Here is a 16,779-nt window from a genome sequence, read left to right on the forward strand (position 1 = left end):
TGCACTGAGCAAAACTGCAAGAACGCTCCTGTCTCGCTGGTTTTTTGAAGCCGGTTACTCCCCGTAAATCGCAGATACAGGGCAGGACTAGTTCCACCCCCTCTGCGTGCCACTATATCTGGGGAATGGCAACTGGCAAGCCCTTTGAAACGCAGCCCGCTAGACGTTGGGTTTCAAGAGGCCGCAGGGGGCTGTAGGGGGCGCTGCCCCCGTCTGCCAAGGCAGACTCCCCCGAAGTTTATCTAGAAAGATGAAGCAGTTATAGATTCAGCTTATCGCGCATGAAGGCCAGCGCAACCGAAAGGCCGTCTGGCGCGATGCCATGGGCTGTCCCCTTCATGATATGGGCAAAGACTTCCTCAAACCCTGCCTTTTGCAGCGCATCTGCAGCTTCGGGCAAGGATTGCACAGGCACCACATCGTCCGCATCGCCGTGCACCAGCAAGATCGGAGGGCGCACCACCACATCATCGGCAAGGTCCTCGGGCGCGAGCAGGCGGCCCGAAAAGCCGACGACGCCCGCGAGCGCGTCGTCGCGGCGCGGCGCGGCGTGCAGGGCCATCATCGTGCCTTGGGAGAAGCCAAAGAGCACAACCTGCTCGGGCAGCACATCTTCGTCCACCATCAGTGCATCGAGGAAGGCATTGAGATCGGCAAGCGCCGCAGTCATACCGCGCTCCGCCTCTTCCTCGGAAGAGCCGTCAATCCACGGGATCGGGAACCACTGAAAGCCCATGGGCGCGCCTGCGCAATCCTCTGGCGCATCAGGCGCGACGAAGAGCGTATCGGGCAAATGCTCAGAGAGCGGATCGGCAAGGCCCAAAAGATCCGCGCCATTGGCACCGTAGCCGTGCAAGAAGACTACAACAGAGCGGGTCTCGCCCGAAAGCGGCGCTTTGCTCGTTGAATTGAGAACGCGTGTCATCGTATTCCTTCCCGTGATTTTACAACGCGGTAGTAGGCCCAAAGTGTACGCGCTGCAACCGAACGCCAGGGCGACCATTGCTCTGCTATCACGCGCATCTCCTTTTCCTTGGGGCGCTCGGGCAGATCGAGCAGAACCTTCGCCGCCTCTTGCAGCGCCAGATCGCCATGGGCGAAGACATCCGCGCGCCCGAGACTGAACATCGCGTAGATTTCAGCGCTCCATTGGCCGATGCCCGTCACCTGCGTGAGCTGTTTTATCACCTGATCCAAGGGCAGCGCGCGCAAGGCGTTGTAGTCGATACGCGCCTCGGACAGCGCGCGCGCATAGCGCATCTTTTGCATGCTGAGCCCTGCCGCGCGCAGATCATCGTCACTGGCCATGGCGATCGTGTTCTCAGAGGTCAGATCAAGCCGCTCCATGCGCGCCCAGATCGCGTTGGCGGAGGCCACGGAGACTTGCTGGCCGATGATCGCATTGAGCAATTGCGCGAAGCCCTCTGGTTTCAGGCGCAAAGGCAAGGGGCCGGTCTGTTGCAATGCTGCCTTGAAACGCGGACAAGAAGCGGCGAGCCATTGTGACCCCTCGATCACGCATAAATCGCCCGTGATGATCCGCTCATCCATGGGCGAGGCCCCATGTGATCGCTTGCTTGAGCATTGAAACGCAGAGCCCATCAGGCGGCGCAGGGCGCGCTATCATTCCAACATTCAAGCCAAGGGTGCGCGCGGCATCGAGCTTGGAAAAGCTCGCGCTGCCGCCCGCGTTCTTGACGATGAGCCAGTCGATTTCCAAGGATTTGAACAGCGCGATTTCATCCTCGATGCTAAAGGGCGGGCGCCCGACAAGAAATTCGCCATTGGCAAAGGGAAACGCTCCTTCGGGGGGATCAATCTGGCGGCAAATCACCCGGCAATTCGGGAGATTGTCGAACTGCTCCAACGTCTTGCGCCCCGTGGCGAGAAAAACGCGCGCGCCATCGGGAATGTAATTGGCCGCGTCACGCTCGCTTTTAAGCATGGTCCAATTGTCGCTTGCGCGCGGCGTCCATGCGGGGCGCAGGTAGTGGCAATAGGGGATTTGGAGGCGGGTGCAGATCGCAGCGGAGCGCGCGGAAATATGATGTGCAAAGGGGTGCGTTGCATCCAGAACCGCCATGATCGCATGGCCTTTGAGGAAGGTTTCAAAGCCCTCGTCTCCGCCAAATCCACCGATGCGCGTCGGCACATCTTGCGCGCGCGGGCTGCGCGTCGCGCCTGCAAGCGAGGCAATCACTTTGATGCCCCGGGCGTGCAGCGTGGCGGCAATCTCGCGCCCCTCGGAGGTGCCGGACAGAACCAGAAGTGTCATGCGCGCGCCAAAACCTCGCCTTTGCGATCAATCACTACCACGTCTGCGATAACGCTTTCGGGGATCATGCCCCGGATGGTGCCAAGCGCGTTCAATGCCACCCAGTCTGCCATGGATTTTCCAATGGTTTCATAGGCTTGCAGGGCGGTATTCATGTCCTCGATTTCGGAACGTCCAAGCGCTTGCCCGAGCGCCGCCAAATCCACTTGCGAGCGCCCCGAGTGCAAATCGCGCGCGCCCTGCGCAAGTTTGGTCATTTTGCCAATACCCCCGCCGATGGTGATGCGCGGCACGGGATGACGCGCCACATATTTCAGCAATCCACCCGCAAAATCCCCCATATCGAGCATCGCGTGATCGGGCAGATCAAACAGGCCCTGCACCACCCGCTCGCTCGTTGCGCCGGTGCAGCCCGCTACATGGGCCAGCCCCTCGGCGCGCGCCACATCCACGCCGCGATGGATCGACGCGATCCAAGCGGCGCAACTGAACGGTCGCACGATGCCGGTAGTGCCAAGGATCGACAGACCGCCCAAAATGCCAAGACGGGGGTTCCATGTTTTCAGCGCCAGTTCAGCGCCGTTCGGCACGCTGAGCGTGATGGTCACATCAGCCCGCTCGCCAAGGCGCGCCGCAGTATCCGTCACGACGGCTTGCATCATTTCACGCGGCACGGGGTTGATTGCAGGCTCGCCCACCGCGATGGGCAGGCCGGGGCGGGTGACTTGGCCGATGCCTGTACCGCCCTTGAACACCACACCGCCTTGTGAGACCTCCACTCGCGCCTCGATCAGCGCTTGGTGCGTGACGTCAGGATCATCGCCCGCGTCCTTGATGATCGCCGCACAGGCCCAACCCTCGCCAATCTCGCTACGCTCGATCGCAAACACGGGCGTCTCGCCGCGCGGCAAGGTAATCTGCACCGAAGCTGGCACGCGCCCCTCCCACAGCCCGCCAAGCGCGGCTTGCACGGCCGCGGTAGCGCAGGCACCTGTGGTCCATCCACGGCGCAATTCTATATCGGGTTTTCTACTCATCACCCCCGACTATAGGCGTGCGCAGCGATGCCGCCAATTCCTCATTGCATGTCGCTTGGCCACTTTCTTTAAAAATCCGCAGAGGCCATAAGGGGGCATGAACGACTCGCATAGCACCTTCCCTGCCCTGCCCGGCAACGACTGGCCCGTATTCCAACTCGGTTGGGTCTGGCTCGCGGGCGCGGGTCCCGGCGATCCCGGCCTGTTAACCTTGCATGCACTGAATGCGCTGCGCCAAGCAGACGTGATCGTCTATGATGCACTGGTGCAAAGCGCGATCCTGGATTGGGCGCCGCAAGCCGAGCAGATCTATGCCGGCAAACGGGGCGGTAAACCAAGCGCGAAACAGCGCGATATTTCCCTGCATCTGGTTGAGCTCGCACGCGCAGGCAAACGGGTTTTGCGCCTCAAGGGCGGCGATCCTTTCGTGTTCGGGCGCGGCGGCGAAGAGGGGCAGACCCTTGTGCAGCACGGTGTTCCCATCCGCATCATTCCCGGGATCAGTGCCGGTATCGGCGGGCTGGCCTACGCAGGCATCCCCGTAACGCACCGCGATGTGAACCAATCCGTGACTTTTGTAACTGGCCACGATCAGACGGGCGATACGCCGTCATCCCTGAACTGGAAGGCCATTGCAGACGGCGCCCAGGTCCTCGTGATCTACATGGGCATGAAACATGTGGACCGTATCGCGCGCGCGCTTTTAGAGGCGGGCCGCGATCCATCCGAGCCTGCGGCCGTCGTCACCTCTGCAACAACGCCGGATCAACATGTGCTGGAAACCACCCTAGGCACCATGGCCGCAGATATCGCCGAGGCGAACCTGCAACCGCCCTCGATCCTGTGCATTGGTCGCTCTGTTCTGATGCGCCAAGCGCTCGATTGGCAGTCCATGGCGCAAGGGTTCGAGCCGCGCAACGATGATCCCTTGGGCAGAGGGCGACCCGCAGAAGCGTCATGAAGTGCGGCACTGGCTTTATTATTGCGGCACCCTCGTCCGGCTCTGGCAAGACCACGATCACTTTGGGACTTTTGCGCGCGTTCAACCGCAAAGGCATCCCTGTGCGTGGCGCTAAATCCGGCCCTGACTACATTGACCCACGCTTTCACGAGGCCGCGTCTGGCGCGCCTTGCTTCAACCTTGATGCCTGGGCCATGTCCCCTGAACGGATCACATCGCTTGCCGCTGGTGACATTCCGCTAATCGTTGAAGGGGCTATGGGGCTGTTTGATGGCGCACCGCCTGATGGGCGAGGGTCAGTTGCCGATCTTGCGCGGCAACTGAAGCTACCTGTTGTTCTGGTTGTTGATGCCTCTCGGATTGCGCAATCTATCGCACCTTTGGTTCTCGGCTTTGCGCAATACGATCCAAAAGTGATGGTCGCGGGTGTGATCCTGAACAAAGTCGGAAGCGCGCGTCATGAAACCATTTTACGACGCGCCCTTTTGCCAAGTGGCCTACCTGTTCTAGGTGTTATCCCACGTCGCAGTGGCATCGAACAACCCTCGCGACACCTTGGATTGATCCAAGCACAAGAGCACGACGACTTGGACGCATTTATCGAAGGCGCTGCTGATCTGATTGTAACGCATGTCGATCTCGACCTGATTTCAGAATTGACCCGATCGCTTCCCGATCGTGATTTTTCAAGAAAAATCGCCCCCCCCGCGCAACGCATAGCAATCGCACAAGACCGTGCATTCGCCTTTGCCTACCCGCATCTGTTGCAAGACTGGCACGAACAAGGTGCGCAGATTGAAATCTTCTCTCCACTTAACAACGACCCAATACCAGCCAGCGATTTCATCTACCTTCCGGGTGGCTATCCAGAATTATATGCAGCTAAACTCGCCTCTTCGTCCTGCTTCATGACCTCACTCAGAGCTGCCGCAAAGACGACGCAAATCTACGGCGAATGCGGCGGCTACATGGTGTTGGGCGATGGTCTAATCGACGCGCAAGGAACACATCATGAAATGGCAGGTTTACTGCGGCTCGAAACCTCGTTTCAGCAACGCAAGCTCCACCTCGGATACCGCCACTTGAACGCAGCCCAAGGCCCCTTCAAGGGTCAATGGAACGCTCATGAATTCCACTATGCAAGTACACTAAGCGCACAGGGCGAGCCGCTTTTCGCCGCAAAAGACGCCGAAGGATTGGACCTGCCCGCCATGGGTTTGACGTTAGGTAACGTGTCTGGTTCCTTCGCGCATATCATTGATGCTGCATGAGCATGCTTGCTTGGCGCGCGCCGCAGGTTTAAGGCAGAATTTATGACCCAAGCCGTTTCCTCCCCCCGCCGCACCGTTTTCATCCTGATCCTGGCGCAGGCCATTCTTGGTTCGCAAATGCCGATGCTCTTCACGATCGCGGGTCTTGCGGGGCAATCCATGGCCTCGAATATCTGTTTCGCAACCATGCCGATTTCGATGATCATCATCGGCTCCATGTGCGCGGCCACGCCGATTTCGGCGGTGATGCAGCGCTACGGGCGGCGCGCGGGCTTCTGGATCGGCACGGCAGGCGGTGCGCTTGGCGGGTTAATCGGCGCTATCGCACTTTATTACTCGAACTTCCCCCTGTTCCTGTTCGGCAGCTTTTTCACTGGCCTTTACATGAGCGCGCAGGGCTTTTACCGCTTTGCCGCCGCGGACACGGCAGATGAATCCTTCCGCCCCAAGGCGATTTCCTACGTTATGGCAGGGGGCCTCGCGGCGGCGATCATTGGCCCACAAATGGTCAAAGCGACCAATGGCATGGTAGATTCGCCCGATGCGACTGTTTCCGCCTTTATGGGTGCCTATATCTTCGTGTTTTTGCTCAACGTCGTTGGCTCGCTCATTTTCCTGTTCATCAACATCCCTGCCCCTGCGGCCCCTGCCGAGGATGCGCCCGCTGCGCGCACACGTCTTGAGTTGCTGAAAACCCCGCGCATCGCGGTGGCGATGATCTGCGGTATGGTCTCCTATGCGCTGATGAACCTCGTGATGACATCGACGCCGCTTGCTGTTGTCGGCTGCGGATACAGCACGAACAACGCGGCCGACATCGTATCGGGCCACGTCCTTGCGATGTTCATTCCATCCTTCTTCACTGGCCATCTGATTGCCCGTTTCGGCGTGGAAAAGATTGTTGGCGCCGGCCTTGTGCTCCTTGCGGCGGCGGGCGTGGTCGCTTTGAACGGCGTGGAGCTCGAGAATTTCTTTGTCGCCCTCATCCTGCTCGGAATTGGCTGGAACTTCGGCTTTATCGGCGCGACTGCCATGCTGACCTCGGCCCATGGCCCCCGCGATCGGGGCCGCGTACAGGGGATGAATGATTTGTTTGTGTTCGGCGGCGTGACCGTCGCCTCGCTCGCCTCTGGCGGCTTGATGAACTGCTCAGGCGGTGATCCGGTGCAAGGTTGGAACGCGGTGAACCTCGCAATGATCCCGTTCCTTGCGCTTGCCGGGTCGGCGCTTATCTGGCTGATGATGCGGCCTAAAAGTTTCGAACCGGCCTAGGCGGGCGCTACCAGCGGCCCAGCAGTGCCGCTTTGCTCAAGCCAAGCGATGATTTTAGCGCGCCCACGTCGAGGCGACCCTGTGCAACCGCCCCGGGATCGCGCGCGGCTTGTGCCAAAATAGGCTGCGTTTGCCAGAGCGCAATGCAGCCGGACTTGTGCAGGTTCAAACGCCCTGCGCTCGCACGTTTCAGCCGCGCCAAACCGGTCTTTGCCAGATCGGCAATTGCGCTCGCGCGCCCATCAAGCAGCGGTACGCGCTTGGCCTCCTCCAGCGCCGGAATCGCTTGGAAGAACGCAGCCAAGCCAGCGGCGTAGCCCGCGTCTTTGGCGACGTTCGCATCGGCCTTGCCAAGCGCGTCGCAGACCGCAAAAAGCAGCCCGCCTGACGTGTCCTCCAGATAGGCGGTAAAGGCGGCGGCGTCCTCGAACGGATCTTTGTAGATGTCCCAGCGGCGCGCGGCAATAAGGCGATCCATCGCCTCTGCCCCCGCGTGGCTCAACACACCAGCGAGCGGCGTTGCAACTTCGTGCCGGCGCACCTCGTCCCCCTCGATGATCTGCTCCATCACATCGCGCCACCACTGCAGGCGCATCTCGGCAATCATCGGTTCTTGCGTCACCCATGGTGCACGCGAAATTTCGATGTTGGCGGCGTAGATCGGGAACAGGATCGCGCGCGCCTCCACTGGAGCGGCCATCGCCGCGCGAAAGCGCACTGGGTCGCCGCGCTCGACAATTGCGGCGCACGCATGCCAATCGCTCATCGCAGGTGCGCCCGGATCGCAGACAGGGTTTCATCTGCATCGATGATGCCCAAGTGATCCACGCCCTCCACGACTACATATCTACCTTTGTCCGTCACAGCACGCATCACTCCCTCGAATTTGTCCGCATAGAACGCTTCGTCCTCGCTGCCAACCACAAGGGTGAAGTTGGGCAGCGCGGCGATGTCGCTTAGATAATCTTCGCGCGGTGCAAAACCAGTGTTGAGCCGGAAGGAATAGGCGGTTGTTGCCAAGTGACCATAGCGTCCTTGAGTGATTTCTGCGGGCATATTGAACTGAATAGCCGTCAAATGATTAAGCCCAGTAAACCCGAAACCGTTAAGGATACTCAGGCCGATCACACGGCGCAGTAATAAATGCGCCCAACCACCTGAATCGGCCCGCGTCGAGGGCGCATCATGCTTGAGGAAGGGCGCAAACAAAATTGCGTCGTCGATCAGCGCGCCGTTTGCCCCGCCTGCAAAGCGCACCACAAGTCCGCCGCCAGAGGAATGCCCGAGCATGACAACTTGCTGGTCCTTCGCTGCTTCTGCTTTGATCAGATCGGCCAAATCATCCTCCATCTGGCCAATGTAATCCACATCGCCGCGACGCTCTGGCGTGGCACCATGACCGCGTAAATCAACGGCAAGAACATGCGCATCATTGGCGAGGTTTTGCGCAATTGCATTATATTGCAATCCATTCCAACCAGAACCGTGCACGAGGATCAGCAAGGGTTTTTCCGCGTCCGGCAGTCCGTATTTGCGCACCGGCATCGACCAGCCATCGCGCATTTGGATTTGCTCTGGCTCGGCCGCAGTTTCCAAATCTCCTGCCAGAGCCGCCTCAAAATTCAGGGTCTCGCCGGTTTGGATCGTTTCAAGTTTCATCGGCCATTGCGATGCAATAAGCCCGAGCGGAACCAACGCGGTAATCACAAGGCTTACCGCGATAAATTTAATGATTTTCATAAGCATGTCAGTCGTCTTTCACGTAAAAAATATCATGAACAGAACACTCCAGCGCACGCGCGATTTGCAAGGCAAGCAGCGTTGACGGAGTGAAAACACGGTTTTCAATCGTGTTTATGGATTTGCGCGAGACGCCAACGGCCTCTGCCAGCGAGGCTTGGGTAAAGCCCTTGTCGGTGCGGTGCGCTTTAAGGGTGTTGTGCAGCTCGGCCATGGCTCAGGACCGCAGGTTGATGAAGCAAAACACCAGCATCGGCGCCGCGCCTGCCGCCGTGCCCATCGCAGCAATGGACGTGCTTGGCGCGATCCAGTCAAGCCCCATAAGGATACCGAAGATCGGATAGAGCGAGATCGAGAACCAATAGGAGAACCTAATCGCCTGCCCCCATTCGGCCCAGAACAATTCATCATGGGCCATGCCCGCCGCACGCGGCCCTGCCTTGATCGCAGAAAGCCACATCACCAGACCAGCGGCAAAGCCGGATGCACCGGGCAGCCAAGGCGAAAACGGGCGCGGCGTGTTACCCGCCAGCGCCATCGCGCTGTAGGACAGGCAAACTAGCCCAGCGAAACCGAAGACCGCAATGCGAATGCGCGAGAGTGTGTCAGCGTTCATGGCTTATCCCTCTGCCAGTTTGAGGCCGGCAATGCCGATCACGATGAGGGCGGCACTGGCAAGGCGCATAGGGCTGGCCGCTTCGCCAAAGGCGTAAATACCCACGATAAAGGAACCAACAGCACCAATGCCGACCCAGACAGGATAGGCCGTGCCGAGGGGCAGCGACTTCATCGCATAGGCGAGCAGCCAGAAACTGACGAAGGCCGCAACCGCAACGATGACGCTATAGAGTGGTTTGCTAAACCCGTCAGACGCTTTGAGAGCAGTGGCCCAAACGACTTCAAGGCAGCCAGAAATTGCGAGAATGATCCAAGGCATATCAGATACTCCATGCAACCTGTGAGTTACATGAGTAGCTAAGGTGACATGTAACGTCAAGGTTACTTGTGCGCTTTTTCCGATGTATCGCGAATGAGCTTCCATTGGATTGCATCCAGCAGCGCCTCAAAACTCGCGTCCACAATGTTGGGCGAAGCCCCTACAGTACTCCAGCGATTGCCCTTGGAATCGGCACTATCAATGATGACGCGCGTGACCGCTTCTGTGCCGCCTTGGGTGATGCGCACCTTGAAATCAACAAGGCGCATATCATCGATCATCTCTTGATATTGACCCAAATCCTTGGCCAGAGCCTTGGACAATGCGTTCACAGGACCGCGGTCCGATCCGGTGTCATCCATGCTTTCGCTGACGGAGAGCTTCTTTTCCCCGTCGATCTTAACCACGACGACCGCCTCGGAGAGCGAGATCATTTTGTCGTATTTGTTCTTGCGCCGCTCCACCGTGACCTTGTAGCGCTTCACCTCGAAAAAATCGGGCATCTGGCCGAGCGCACGGCGCGCGAGCAGCTCGAAACTGGCCTGCGCGGTATCATAGGAATAGCCCTGCGATTCGCGCTCCTTGATCTCATCCAGCAGAAACCCGAGCGCCGGATCGCCCTTTGCCACGCTCAACCCCGCGTCCGAGAGGCGTTTGCGCAGGTTGGATTGCCCAGCCTGATTGGACATTGGGATCACGCGCGCGTTGCCGACCACTTCGGGCGCGATATGCTCGTAGGTACTGGGGTCTTTCAGGATCGCGCTGGCATGCAAACCCGCCTTATGGGCAAAGGCCGAAGAGCCGACAAAAGGCGCTTGGCGCAGAGGCACGCGGTTCAGGATATCATCGAGCCTGTAGGACATATGCTTGAGCGATTTCAGCGCCTCCAGCGTGACGCCTGTTTCAAACTTGCTGGCATAGGGTTCTTTGAGCAGCAAGATCGGGATGAGTGTCGTCAGGTTGGCATTGCCACAGCGCTCGCCCAGACCATTGAGCGTGCCTTGAACCTGCCGCGCGCCTGCGTCGATCGCTGCGAGCGAACAGGCGACCGCATTGGCCGTATCGTCATGGGTGTGAATGCCAAGATGATCGCCCTTGATACCAGAGGCGATGACAGCTTTGGTGATTTCGCTAACCTCGAGCGGCAGCGTGCCGCCATTGGTGTCGCACAGAACAACCCAGCGCGCGCCAGCCTCGATCGCCGCGTGCAGGGTTTCAAGCGCGTAAGTAGGATCGGCTTTGTAACCGTCGAAAAAGTGCTCCGCATCAAACAAGGCCTCGCGTCCCTCGCCCACGATATGCGAGATGGAGGCGGCGATATTGGCCGTGTTTTCCGCCTTGGTGATGCCGAGCGCGTCAGAGACGTGGAACGCGCTAGATTTCCCCACAAGGCAGACGGCGGCGGTTTGGGCCTGCATGACCTGCGCGAGAACGTCGTCGTTCTCAGCGGACCTTCCGGTCCTTTTCGTCATCCCGAAAGCGGTCATTTTCGCACGGGTTTTGGGCGCTTCATCGAAAAATGCTGAATCGGTGGGGTTCGCACCGGGCCAGCCGCCTTCGATATAATCAAGGCCAAGCTGGTCAAGCATTTGTGCGATCTGGATCTTCTCGGCAGTAGAGAATTGCACGCCTTGAGTTTGCTGCCCGTCGCGCAGGGTGGTGTCGTAGAGATAGAGTTTTTCTTTGCTCATGACGCGCACCGTCTCTTTTTCCTAAGTCCTTGCCCTTTGCACGGACAGCCCCCGACCGCCCCCATCAAACCAAAGGTTTGTCTCCGAAAAAACGGCGTGGGCTTCACCCCCACATTGGGTCGGGGGCTGTCCTGTGTGTGGAAGCGGGTCATAGAAGGCCCTCTAGTTTGGAGGGGTCAAAGTCAGCCGTGGGGACAAGCTCAACACCCTCTTTAGACATACGCACTTCGACGCCTGCCTCAGTTAACGCTGTCTTCAAATCATCGACGGCAGAGAAATTCTTAGTTTGCATCGCCTGCTCGCGCGCGCGGCTCAGCGCATTGCTATAGAGCGACAGATCGACAGCCTCGCCCCCCATCCAATCGCCCAGATCATCACCAAGCAAACCGATAAGAGCGCCCGCAGCCTTCAGCCCGCCTGCATCCCCTGTATTTGCCATCCTGTGCATTTCGGCAATGAGACCAGCCGTGTTCAAGTCATCCGACAAAAGCGCTAGAACGGAAGCAGAGACCTCGCTTGCTTCAACACCGTCCACCAAAGCGCGCCACTTTCTAAGCGTCGCCTCCGCCTCTTTCCACTTCCTCTCAGTCCAATCCATCGGCTTGCGGTAATGCGTGCTCAGCATCACAAACCGGATCACTTCCCCCGGCACACCTTTATCCAGCAAATCGCGCACCGTAAAAAAATTGCCCAAGGACTTGGACATCTTCTTGCCCTCGACCTGCAACATCTCGTTGTGCATCCAGATATTCGCGAAATCATGGCCGGCGCATTTGCTTTGCGCGATCTCGTTCTCGTGGTGAGGGAACATCAGATCATTGCCGCCGCCGTGAATGTCAAAACTCTCGCCAAGCAGCTCATGCGCCATAGCAGAGCATTCGATATGCCAGCCCGGACGTCCTTTACCCCAAGGCGAGGCCCAACCAGGCGTGTCCGCATCGGAGGGCTTCCACAAAACGAAATCCATCGGATTACGCTTGTAGGGCGCAACTTCCACGCGCGACCCTGCGATCATGTCATCAAGGCTGCGACCAGAAAATTTGCCGTAGTCCGCATAACTCTCAACGGCAAACAACACATGGCCTTCCGCCTCGTAGGCGTGACCCTTTTCGATTAGATCGGCGGTCATATCCACCATCGGCTGGATATATTCGGTCGCGCGCGGCATGTGGGTTGGGTGCAGTGCGCCGACCGCATCCATATCCTCAAGATAGAGCGCGATTGTTCCGTCCGTGATTTCGCGAATGGACTGGCCCGTTTCAGCGGCACGCGCGTTGATCTTGTCGTCCACATCGGTGAAATTGCGCACGTAGCTCACACGGTCCGCGCCGTAGACATGGCGCAAAAGGCGAAACAAAGTGTCGAACACGATAACGGGGCGCGCATTGCCGATATGGGCTCGGTCATAAACCGTGGGCCCGCAGACATACATGGACACTTCGCCCGGTTTGATCGGCACGAGCGCCTCTTTCTTGCGGGTCTTGGTGTTGTGCAATGTGATCGATGTCATGTCACAGGTCCTTGTAGCGCGCGCGAATGGTGCGGCGGACTTAGCAACTCAGATCAAAAGAGGAAATGTGAAACCGGCCCGCACAGTGAAGTTAGCGGAGGATACAGCAGATAATTGCAATGCTTTTTGTATGGCTCATAGCGCTTGAATAGCGGCGCGCTTTGCCTGTGTCCAGCGTGTTGACGAATCCGTGCGCAGGCGTCCAAGTATCGGGCAATCTAGTCAGGAGTTCGCCATGCCCGCTTTATCCCCCAGTTTGACCGATATCACCGGCGGCGGCTCTGACGGGTGGGAAGTGTTCATGCGCGCGCGAAAGATGATCGCGGATGGCACGCCCGTGACCGAGTTGACGATTGGCGAACATGACATCCGCACAGACCCCAGCATATTGGCGGCGATGGACGCGGCGGCGCGCGGCGGGCACACGGGCTATGCGATGGTGCCCGGCATCACAGCCCTGCGCGCAGAAGTGGCGCGCCGCGTTCAGGAACGCACGGGCACGCCGACCAGCATCGAGAATGTGATGATCACGCCGGGCGGTCAATCGGCGCTTTTCGCAGCCCATCTCGCCGCCTGTCCGAAGGGCGCAAAAGCGTTGTTCATTGATCCCTATTACGCCACCTACCCCGGGACGCTACGCGCAATTGGCGCGATTGCCACGCCGATCAAGACCCAAGCAGAGGACGGGTTTCAACCGCGCGCCGCCGATATTGACGCCGCCGCGCATGGCGCAGCAAGCCTGCTCATCAACTCGCCCAACAACCCCACAGGCGTGGTTTACACGCGCGCAGCGCTTGAAGGGATCGCCGAGGTTTGCAAACGGCACGATCTTTGGCTGATCTCTGACGAGGTTTATGACACGCAAATATGGCAAGGTGCGCATATCTCCCCGCGCACGCTGGACGGGATGGCAGAGCGCACGCTGGTCATCGGCTCCATGTCGAAAAGCCATGCAATGACCGGCAGCCGCGTGGGCTGGATCGTCGGGCCGCGCGAGGCGATTGCGCATCTCACCAACCTCGCAACGCACACGACCTACGGCGTTGCGGGCTTTGTGCAGGACGCCGCCCTCTTTGCGCTAAAGCAAGGCCGCAGCTTCGAGCAAAAGATCGGCGCGCCGTTTAAGCGCCGCCGCGCGTTGAGCGTTGATATTCTGGCCGAGCAGAACGTGGTGAAAATGATCCCTGCGGATGGTGCGATGTATGTGATGCTCGACATTCGCGCAACGGGCTTGAGCGGGGACGCGTTTGCCAACCGCCTACTGGACGCGCGCCATATTGCGGTGATGCCCGGCGAGAGCTTTGGCCGCGCTGCCGCTGGGCACATCCGCGTGGCCATGACGATTGACGACGCCGCCTACGCAAAGGCCCTGCGCGCGTTATGCGCCTTTGCCGCGACGCTTTGTGAATAGGAAAATTCGGGCTAGGATTCGTTTATTGAAGTGAACAAGAGATTTAGCATGATACATATTTTGAAGATCCTTGCGCTGGTTTTCAGCGCAAACGCCGCGATTGCGCAGTCCTATCCGGAGTATAGCTCAACCACCGTTAACGATTTTGCAGGTTTGCTGGATGAAGGGGCCGAAGCGCGCCTGTCCAAACAACTGAGCGATTTGCGCAAAACGACCGGCGTGGAAATGACAATTCTGACGCTTTCGCGTCAAGACATGTTTGCGCCCGATCAGACGCTGGAAAAATTCGCGACGGGCCTGTTCAATGAATGGGGCGTTGGCGACAAAAGCCGAAACGATGGCGTGTTGATCATGGTTTTGCGCACGGACCGCGCCATGCGGATCGAACTAGGATCAGCATATGGCAGCGAGTGGAACAGATATGCGGCCACGGTGATCAACCGCTCGTTCCTGCCCGCCTTCAAGGAAGATCGTTATCAGGACGGGATCGAAGCGGGGGTGGGCGACACGATTGACAGTATCGTGACGCCATATCTGGCGGGCACAAACGCCCCGAACGGACAAAACGATACTTGGGTTTGGGCCGCCGTTTTGGCAGTTTTTGGCACAATTGGCGCGCTGGTGTTCAAAGACAGGTTCGTGAAACTGAAGAAATGCCCCCAGTGCGGAACGCGCCATTTGGAGCGCACCCGCCACGTCAAGAGCATGGCCAGCAAGACCAGCACAGGCAGCGGCGACAGGATCACCACTTGCTCCAATTGCAATTACCGCGAAGTGGTGCCCTACACGATCAGCCGCAAATCTTCTTCGCGCTCGTCAAGTTTCGGCGGTGGATCGTCCAGCGGCGGCGGGGCGAGCGGGCGCTGGTAGGGTCTGAAAACGACGTTTGGTCGTTTTCAGCTTAGAAACACCGCTAAATACGTTCTCCACTCGGATCAAGAGCTTCGGAGGAACGCTTTTGAACGACATCGGATGGAAGCTCACGCTGACCCGCGTGACGATTGGAGCAAGGCGCGGCCGCGCGGCAAGGGGGAGACCCTGAGCGGGCTTTACACCCCTCTCTCCCCTCCTTTTGAAAGCGATATCCCATGAACGATCAATCCCCTGTCCGCCGCGCCGGAGGCCGCTCTGCCCGCCGCGAGGCCCGCTCTGCCAAACTTGCCGATCATCTGCGCCCGATCAAACCCGGCATGCAGGGTGGGCAGTACAAACCGCTTAGCGATATCGATGTGCAGAAGATCCACCAAGCGGCGCTAACCGCGCTGGAGACCATCGGCCTCAATGATGCGCCGCCCTCTGGTGTTCAAATCCTGACAGATGCGGGCGCAATTTTGGGCGATGACGGGCGTATCCGTTTTCCGCGCGCTTTGGTCGAGGATGCGCTGACCAAGGCCAATCGCGAGGTGGTTCTGCATAGCCGCGACGGGAACAACGATCTCGATCTTTCGGGCCAGCGGGTGCATTACGGCACGGCGGGCGCGGCGGTCCATCTTGTGGATGTGGCGGGCAATGAATACCGCGAATCCACAGTGCAGGACCTGCATGATGCGGCGCGGATTTGTGACGTGCTCGACAATATCAGCTTTGTGCAGCGCCCCATGGTATGCCGCGATATTCCGGACAATCTGGAGATGGACCTGAACACGATTTATGCCTGCACCAGCGGCACGACAAAGCACGTCGGCACGTCCTTTACCGAACCCGGATATGTGAAACATGCGCTGGAAATGCTTCACCAGATCGCAGGCGGCGAAGATAAATGGCGCGAGAGACCTTTCGTGTCCAACTCCAACTGCTTTGTGGTGCCGCCGATGAAATTCGCCACGGAGGCCTGCGAAGTCATGGAAGCCTGCATCGCGGGCGGCATGCCTGTGCTTTTGCTCTCTGCGGGCATGGCGGGCGCGACGGCGCCCTCGACCATTGCGGGCGCAATCACGCAAGCGACGGCGGAATGCCTTGCTGGATTGGTCTATGTGAACGCCATTGCGCCCGGCCATCCTGCGATCTTCGGCACATGGCCTTTCGGCCTTGATCTGCGCACGGGCGCGATGACGGTTGGCTCTGGCGAGCAAGCCCTTTTGAGCGCGGGCTGCGCGCAGATGCACGCGTTTTACGGCCTGCCCGGCGGCGCAGCGGGTGGTGCATCGGATTCCAAAATGCCGGATATGCAGGCGGGATGGGAGCAAATGTGCTCTAACGTAATGGCGGGGCTGTCTGGCCTTAACATGGTTTATGAAGCAGCGGGCATGCACGCGTCCCTGCTTGGATTTTGCCATGAGAGCCTGATCCTCGGCAATGATCTGATTGGCCAGGCCATGCGCTGCGTACGGGGGATTGAGGTGAACGACGACACCCTTGCACTCGATCAAATGGCGCAGGTCTGTATGGGCGGGCCCGGTCACTACCTTGGTACGGAGCAAACGCTGGGCCGTATGGAGACCGATCACGTATACCCCAAGCTCGGAGACCGCACATCGCCAAAGGAGTGGGTAGAGATCGGCAAGCCCGTGCTGGCCGAGAAAGCCACAGCGCGCAAAGAGGAAATATTGGCGACGCGATCCGCGGCCAGATTCGATGCGGCGCTCGATAGTGCAATTCGCAAGCGTTTCAACATCCATCTGCCCGCGTAAAGTGAGTTTAAAGGCAAGATGAAGCCATGGACTGCGCGGCGCAT

Annotated in this window: 17 protein-coding genes; 6 read left to right on the forward strand and 11 right to left on the reverse strand. The window is 59.0% G+C overall.

Annotated elements, in window-relative coordinates; translation table 11 throughout:
• Positions 1 to 259: 259 nt before the first annotated feature.
• Genes B9P63_RS12015 through B9P63_RS12030 form a run of 4 tightly spaced genes read right to left on the reverse strand, consistent with a single transcriptional unit; the run spans position 260 to position 3,312 of the window.
• The gene (locus B9P63_RS12015) at positions 260 to 925 is read right to left on the reverse strand and encodes an alpha/beta hydrolase (protein WP_085309048.1); all 666 of its coding nucleotides are present in this window, start codon (positions 923 to 925) and stop codon (positions 260 to 262) included.
• On the reverse strand, positions 922 to 1,551 hold the full coding sequence (locus B9P63_RS12020) for a DNA-3-methyladenine glycosylase family protein (RefSeq protein WP_085309050.1): 630 nt from the start codon (positions 1,549 to 1,551) through the stop codon (positions 922 to 924). Before B9P63_RS12020 ends, B9P63_RS12015 begins: the two co-directional genes overlap by 4 nt.
• Positions 1,544 to 2,275: a cobalt-precorrin-6A reductase gene (locus tag B9P63_RS12025; RefSeq protein ID WP_085309052.1), complete on the reverse strand. Its 732-nt coding sequence runs from the start codon at positions 2,273 to 2,275 to the stop codon at positions 1,544 to 1,546. Before B9P63_RS12025 ends, B9P63_RS12020 begins: the two co-directional genes overlap by 8 nt.
• Positions 2,272 to 3,312: a cobalt-precorrin-5B (C(1))-methyltransferase gene (locus tag B9P63_RS12030; protein ID WP_085309054.1), complete on the reverse strand. Its 1,041-nt coding sequence runs from the start codon at positions 3,310 to 3,312 to the stop codon at positions 2,272 to 2,274. Before B9P63_RS12030 ends, B9P63_RS12025 begins: the two co-directional genes overlap by 4 nt.
• 97 nt (positions 3,313 to 3,409) lie before the next feature.
• On the opposite strand from B9P63_RS12030, the gene cobA reads away from it, so the two are divergent.
• From cobA to B9P63_RS12045, 3 genes are read left to right on the forward strand one after another with little or no spacing between them, the layout of a single operon-like run.
• On the forward strand, positions 3,410 to 4,273 hold the full coding sequence (cobA, locus tag B9P63_RS12035) for a uroporphyrinogen-III C-methyltransferase (protein ID WP_085309056.1): 864 nt from the start codon (positions 3,410 to 3,412) through the stop codon (positions 4,271 to 4,273).
• Entirely contained in the window at positions 4,270 to 5,544 is a 1,275-nt protein-coding gene (locus B9P63_RS12040; protein WP_085309058.1) for a cobyrinic acid a,c-diamide synthase CobB, read from the forward strand. The genes cobA and B9P63_RS12040 overlap by 4 nt, the downstream gene beginning before the upstream one ends.
• A gap of 42 nt (positions 5,545 to 5,586) precedes the next feature.
• Positions 5,587 to 6,816, forward strand: coding sequence for an MFS transporter (locus B9P63_RS12045; RefSeq protein WP_085309263.1), 1,230 nt, complete (start codon positions 5,587 to 5,589; stop codon positions 6,814 to 6,816).
• 7 nt (positions 6,817 to 6,823) lie between these two features.
• Here B9P63_RS12045 and B9P63_RS12050 read toward each other — a convergent pair whose 3' ends face one another.
• The 7 genes from B9P63_RS12050 to cysS form a co-directional block, all read right to left on the reverse strand.
• Positions 6,824 to 7,582, reverse strand: coding sequence for a squalene/phytoene synthase family protein (locus B9P63_RS12050; RefSeq protein WP_085309060.1), 759 nt, complete (start codon positions 7,580 to 7,582; stop codon positions 6,824 to 6,826).
• Entirely contained in the window at positions 7,579 to 8,562 is a 984-nt protein-coding gene (locus B9P63_RS12055) for an alpha/beta hydrolase (protein ID WP_085309062.1), read from the reverse strand. The genes B9P63_RS12050 and B9P63_RS12055 overlap by 4 nt, the downstream gene beginning before the upstream one ends.
• Before the next feature lies 1 nt (position 8,563).
• Entirely contained in the window at positions 8,564 to 8,770 is a 207-nt protein-coding gene (locus tag B9P63_RS12060; RefSeq protein WP_085309064.1) for a helix-turn-helix transcriptional regulator, read from the reverse strand.
• A gap of 3 nt (positions 8,771 to 8,773) precedes the next feature.
• Complete coding sequence (locus B9P63_RS12065; RefSeq protein WP_085309065.1) at positions 8,774 to 9,172, reverse strand: hypothetical protein; 399 nt, start codon at positions 9,170 to 9,172, stop codon at positions 8,774 to 8,776.
• Between the two features lie 3 nt (positions 9,173 to 9,175).
• Positions 9,176 to 9,493, reverse strand: a complete 318-nt coding sequence (sugE, locus tag B9P63_RS12070; protein ID WP_085309068.1) for a quaternary ammonium compound efflux SMR transporter SugE — start codon at positions 9,491 to 9,493, stop codon at positions 9,176 to 9,178.
• 62 nt (positions 9,494 to 9,555) lie between these two features.
• Entirely contained in the window at positions 9,556 to 11,184 is a 1,629-nt protein-coding gene (cimA, locus tag B9P63_RS12075; protein WP_085309070.1) for a citramalate synthase, read from the reverse strand.
• Between the two features lie 148 nt (positions 11,185 to 11,332).
• Positions 11,333 to 12,694: a cysteine--tRNA ligase gene (gene cysS, locus B9P63_RS12080; protein WP_085309071.1), complete on the reverse strand. Its 1,362-nt coding sequence runs from the start codon at positions 12,692 to 12,694 to the stop codon at positions 11,333 to 11,335.
• A 235-nt stretch (positions 12,695 to 12,929) separates the two neighbouring features.
• Here cysS and B9P63_RS12085 point away from each other — a divergent pair, with 235 nt between their 5' ends.
• From B9P63_RS12085 to B9P63_RS12095, 3 genes are all read left to right on the forward strand, one after another.
• Positions 12,930 to 14,105, forward strand: a complete 1,176-nt coding sequence (locus B9P63_RS12085; protein WP_085309074.1) for a pyridoxal phosphate-dependent aminotransferase — start codon at positions 12,930 to 12,932, stop codon at positions 14,103 to 14,105.
• A gap of 48 nt (positions 14,106 to 14,153) precedes the next feature.
• A complete protein-coding gene (locus B9P63_RS12090) occupies positions 14,154 to 14,975 on the forward strand; it encodes a TPM domain-containing protein (RefSeq protein ID WP_085309076.1) in 822 nt (273 codons plus the stop codon).
• A gap of 218 nt (positions 14,976 to 15,193) precedes the next feature.
• The gene (locus B9P63_RS12095; protein ID WP_085309078.1) at positions 15,194 to 16,735 is read left to right on the forward strand and encodes a trimethylamine methyltransferase family protein; all 1,542 of its coding nucleotides are present in this window, start codon (positions 15,194 to 15,196) and stop codon (positions 16,733 to 16,735) included.
• The last annotated feature ends 44 nt before the right edge of the window (positions 16,736 to 16,779 follow it).

The sequence above is a fragment of the Planktotalea arctica genome (assembly GCF_002105285.1).
GTDB lineage: Bacteria > Pseudomonadota > Alphaproteobacteria > Rhodobacterales > Rhodobacteraceae > Planktotalea > Planktotalea arctica.

Bases quoted from the DNA above. Each gene is read 5' to 3' on its own strand.
- cimA (WP_085309070.1), bottom strand. From the start codon at position 11,184: ATGAGCAAAGAAAAACTCTATCTCTACGACACCACCCTGCGCGACGGG.
- cobA (WP_085309056.1), top strand. From the start codon at position 3,410: ATGAACGACTCGCATAGCACCTTCCCTGCCCTGCCCGGCAACGACTGG.
- B9P63_RS12065 (WP_085309065.1), bottom strand. From the start codon at position 9,172: ATGAACGCTGACACACTCTCGCGCATTCGCATTGCGGTCTTCGGTTTC.
- B9P63_RS12025 (WP_085309052.1), bottom strand. From the start codon at position 2,275: ATGACACTTCTGGTTCTGTCCGGCACCTCCGAGGGGCGCGAGATTGCC.
- cysS (WP_085309071.1), bottom strand. From the start codon at position 12,694: ATGACATCGATCACATTGCACAACACCAAGACCCGCAAGAAAGAGGCG.
- B9P63_RS12020 (WP_085309050.1), bottom strand. From the start codon at position 1,551: ATGGATGAGCGGATCATCACGGGCGATTTATGCGTGATCGAGGGGTCA.
- B9P63_RS12090 (WP_085309076.1), top strand. From the start codon at position 14,154: ATGATACATATTTTGAAGATCCTTGCGCTGGTTTTCAGCGCAAACGCC.
- B9P63_RS12015 (WP_085309048.1), bottom strand. From the start codon at position 925: ATGACACGCGTTCTCAATTCAACGAGCAAAGCGCCGCTTTCGGGCGAG.
- B9P63_RS12055 (WP_085309062.1), bottom strand. From the start codon at position 8,562: ATGCTTATGAAAATCATTAAATTTATCGCGGTAAGCCTTGTGATTACC.
- B9P63_RS12095 (WP_085309078.1), top strand. From the start codon at position 15,194: ATGAACGATCAATCCCCTGTCCGCCGCGCCGGAGGCCGCTCTGCCCGC.
- B9P63_RS12085 (WP_085309074.1), top strand. From the start codon at position 12,930: ATGCCCGCTTTATCCCCCAGTTTGACCGATATCACCGGCGGCGGCTCT.
- B9P63_RS12050 (WP_085309060.1), bottom strand. From the start codon at position 7,582: ATGAGCGATTGGCATGCGTGCGCCGCAATTGTCGAGCGCGGCGACCCA.
- B9P63_RS12040 (WP_085309058.1), top strand. From the start codon at position 4,270: ATGAAGTGCGGCACTGGCTTTATTATTGCGGCACCCTCGTCCGGCTCT.
- B9P63_RS12045 (WP_085309263.1), top strand. From the start codon at position 5,587: ATGACCCAAGCCGTTTCCTCCCCCCGCCGCACCGTTTTCATCCTGATC.
- B9P63_RS12060 (WP_085309064.1), bottom strand. From the start codon at position 8,770: ATGGCCGAGCTGCACAACACCCTTAAAGCGCACCGCACCGACAAGGGC.
- B9P63_RS12030 (WP_085309054.1), bottom strand. From the start codon at position 3,312: ATGAGTAGAAAACCCGATATAGAATTGCGCCGTGGATGGACCACAGGT.
- sugE (WP_085309068.1), bottom strand. From the start codon at position 9,493: ATGCCTTGGATCATTCTCGCAATTTCTGGCTGCCTTGAAGTCGTTTGG.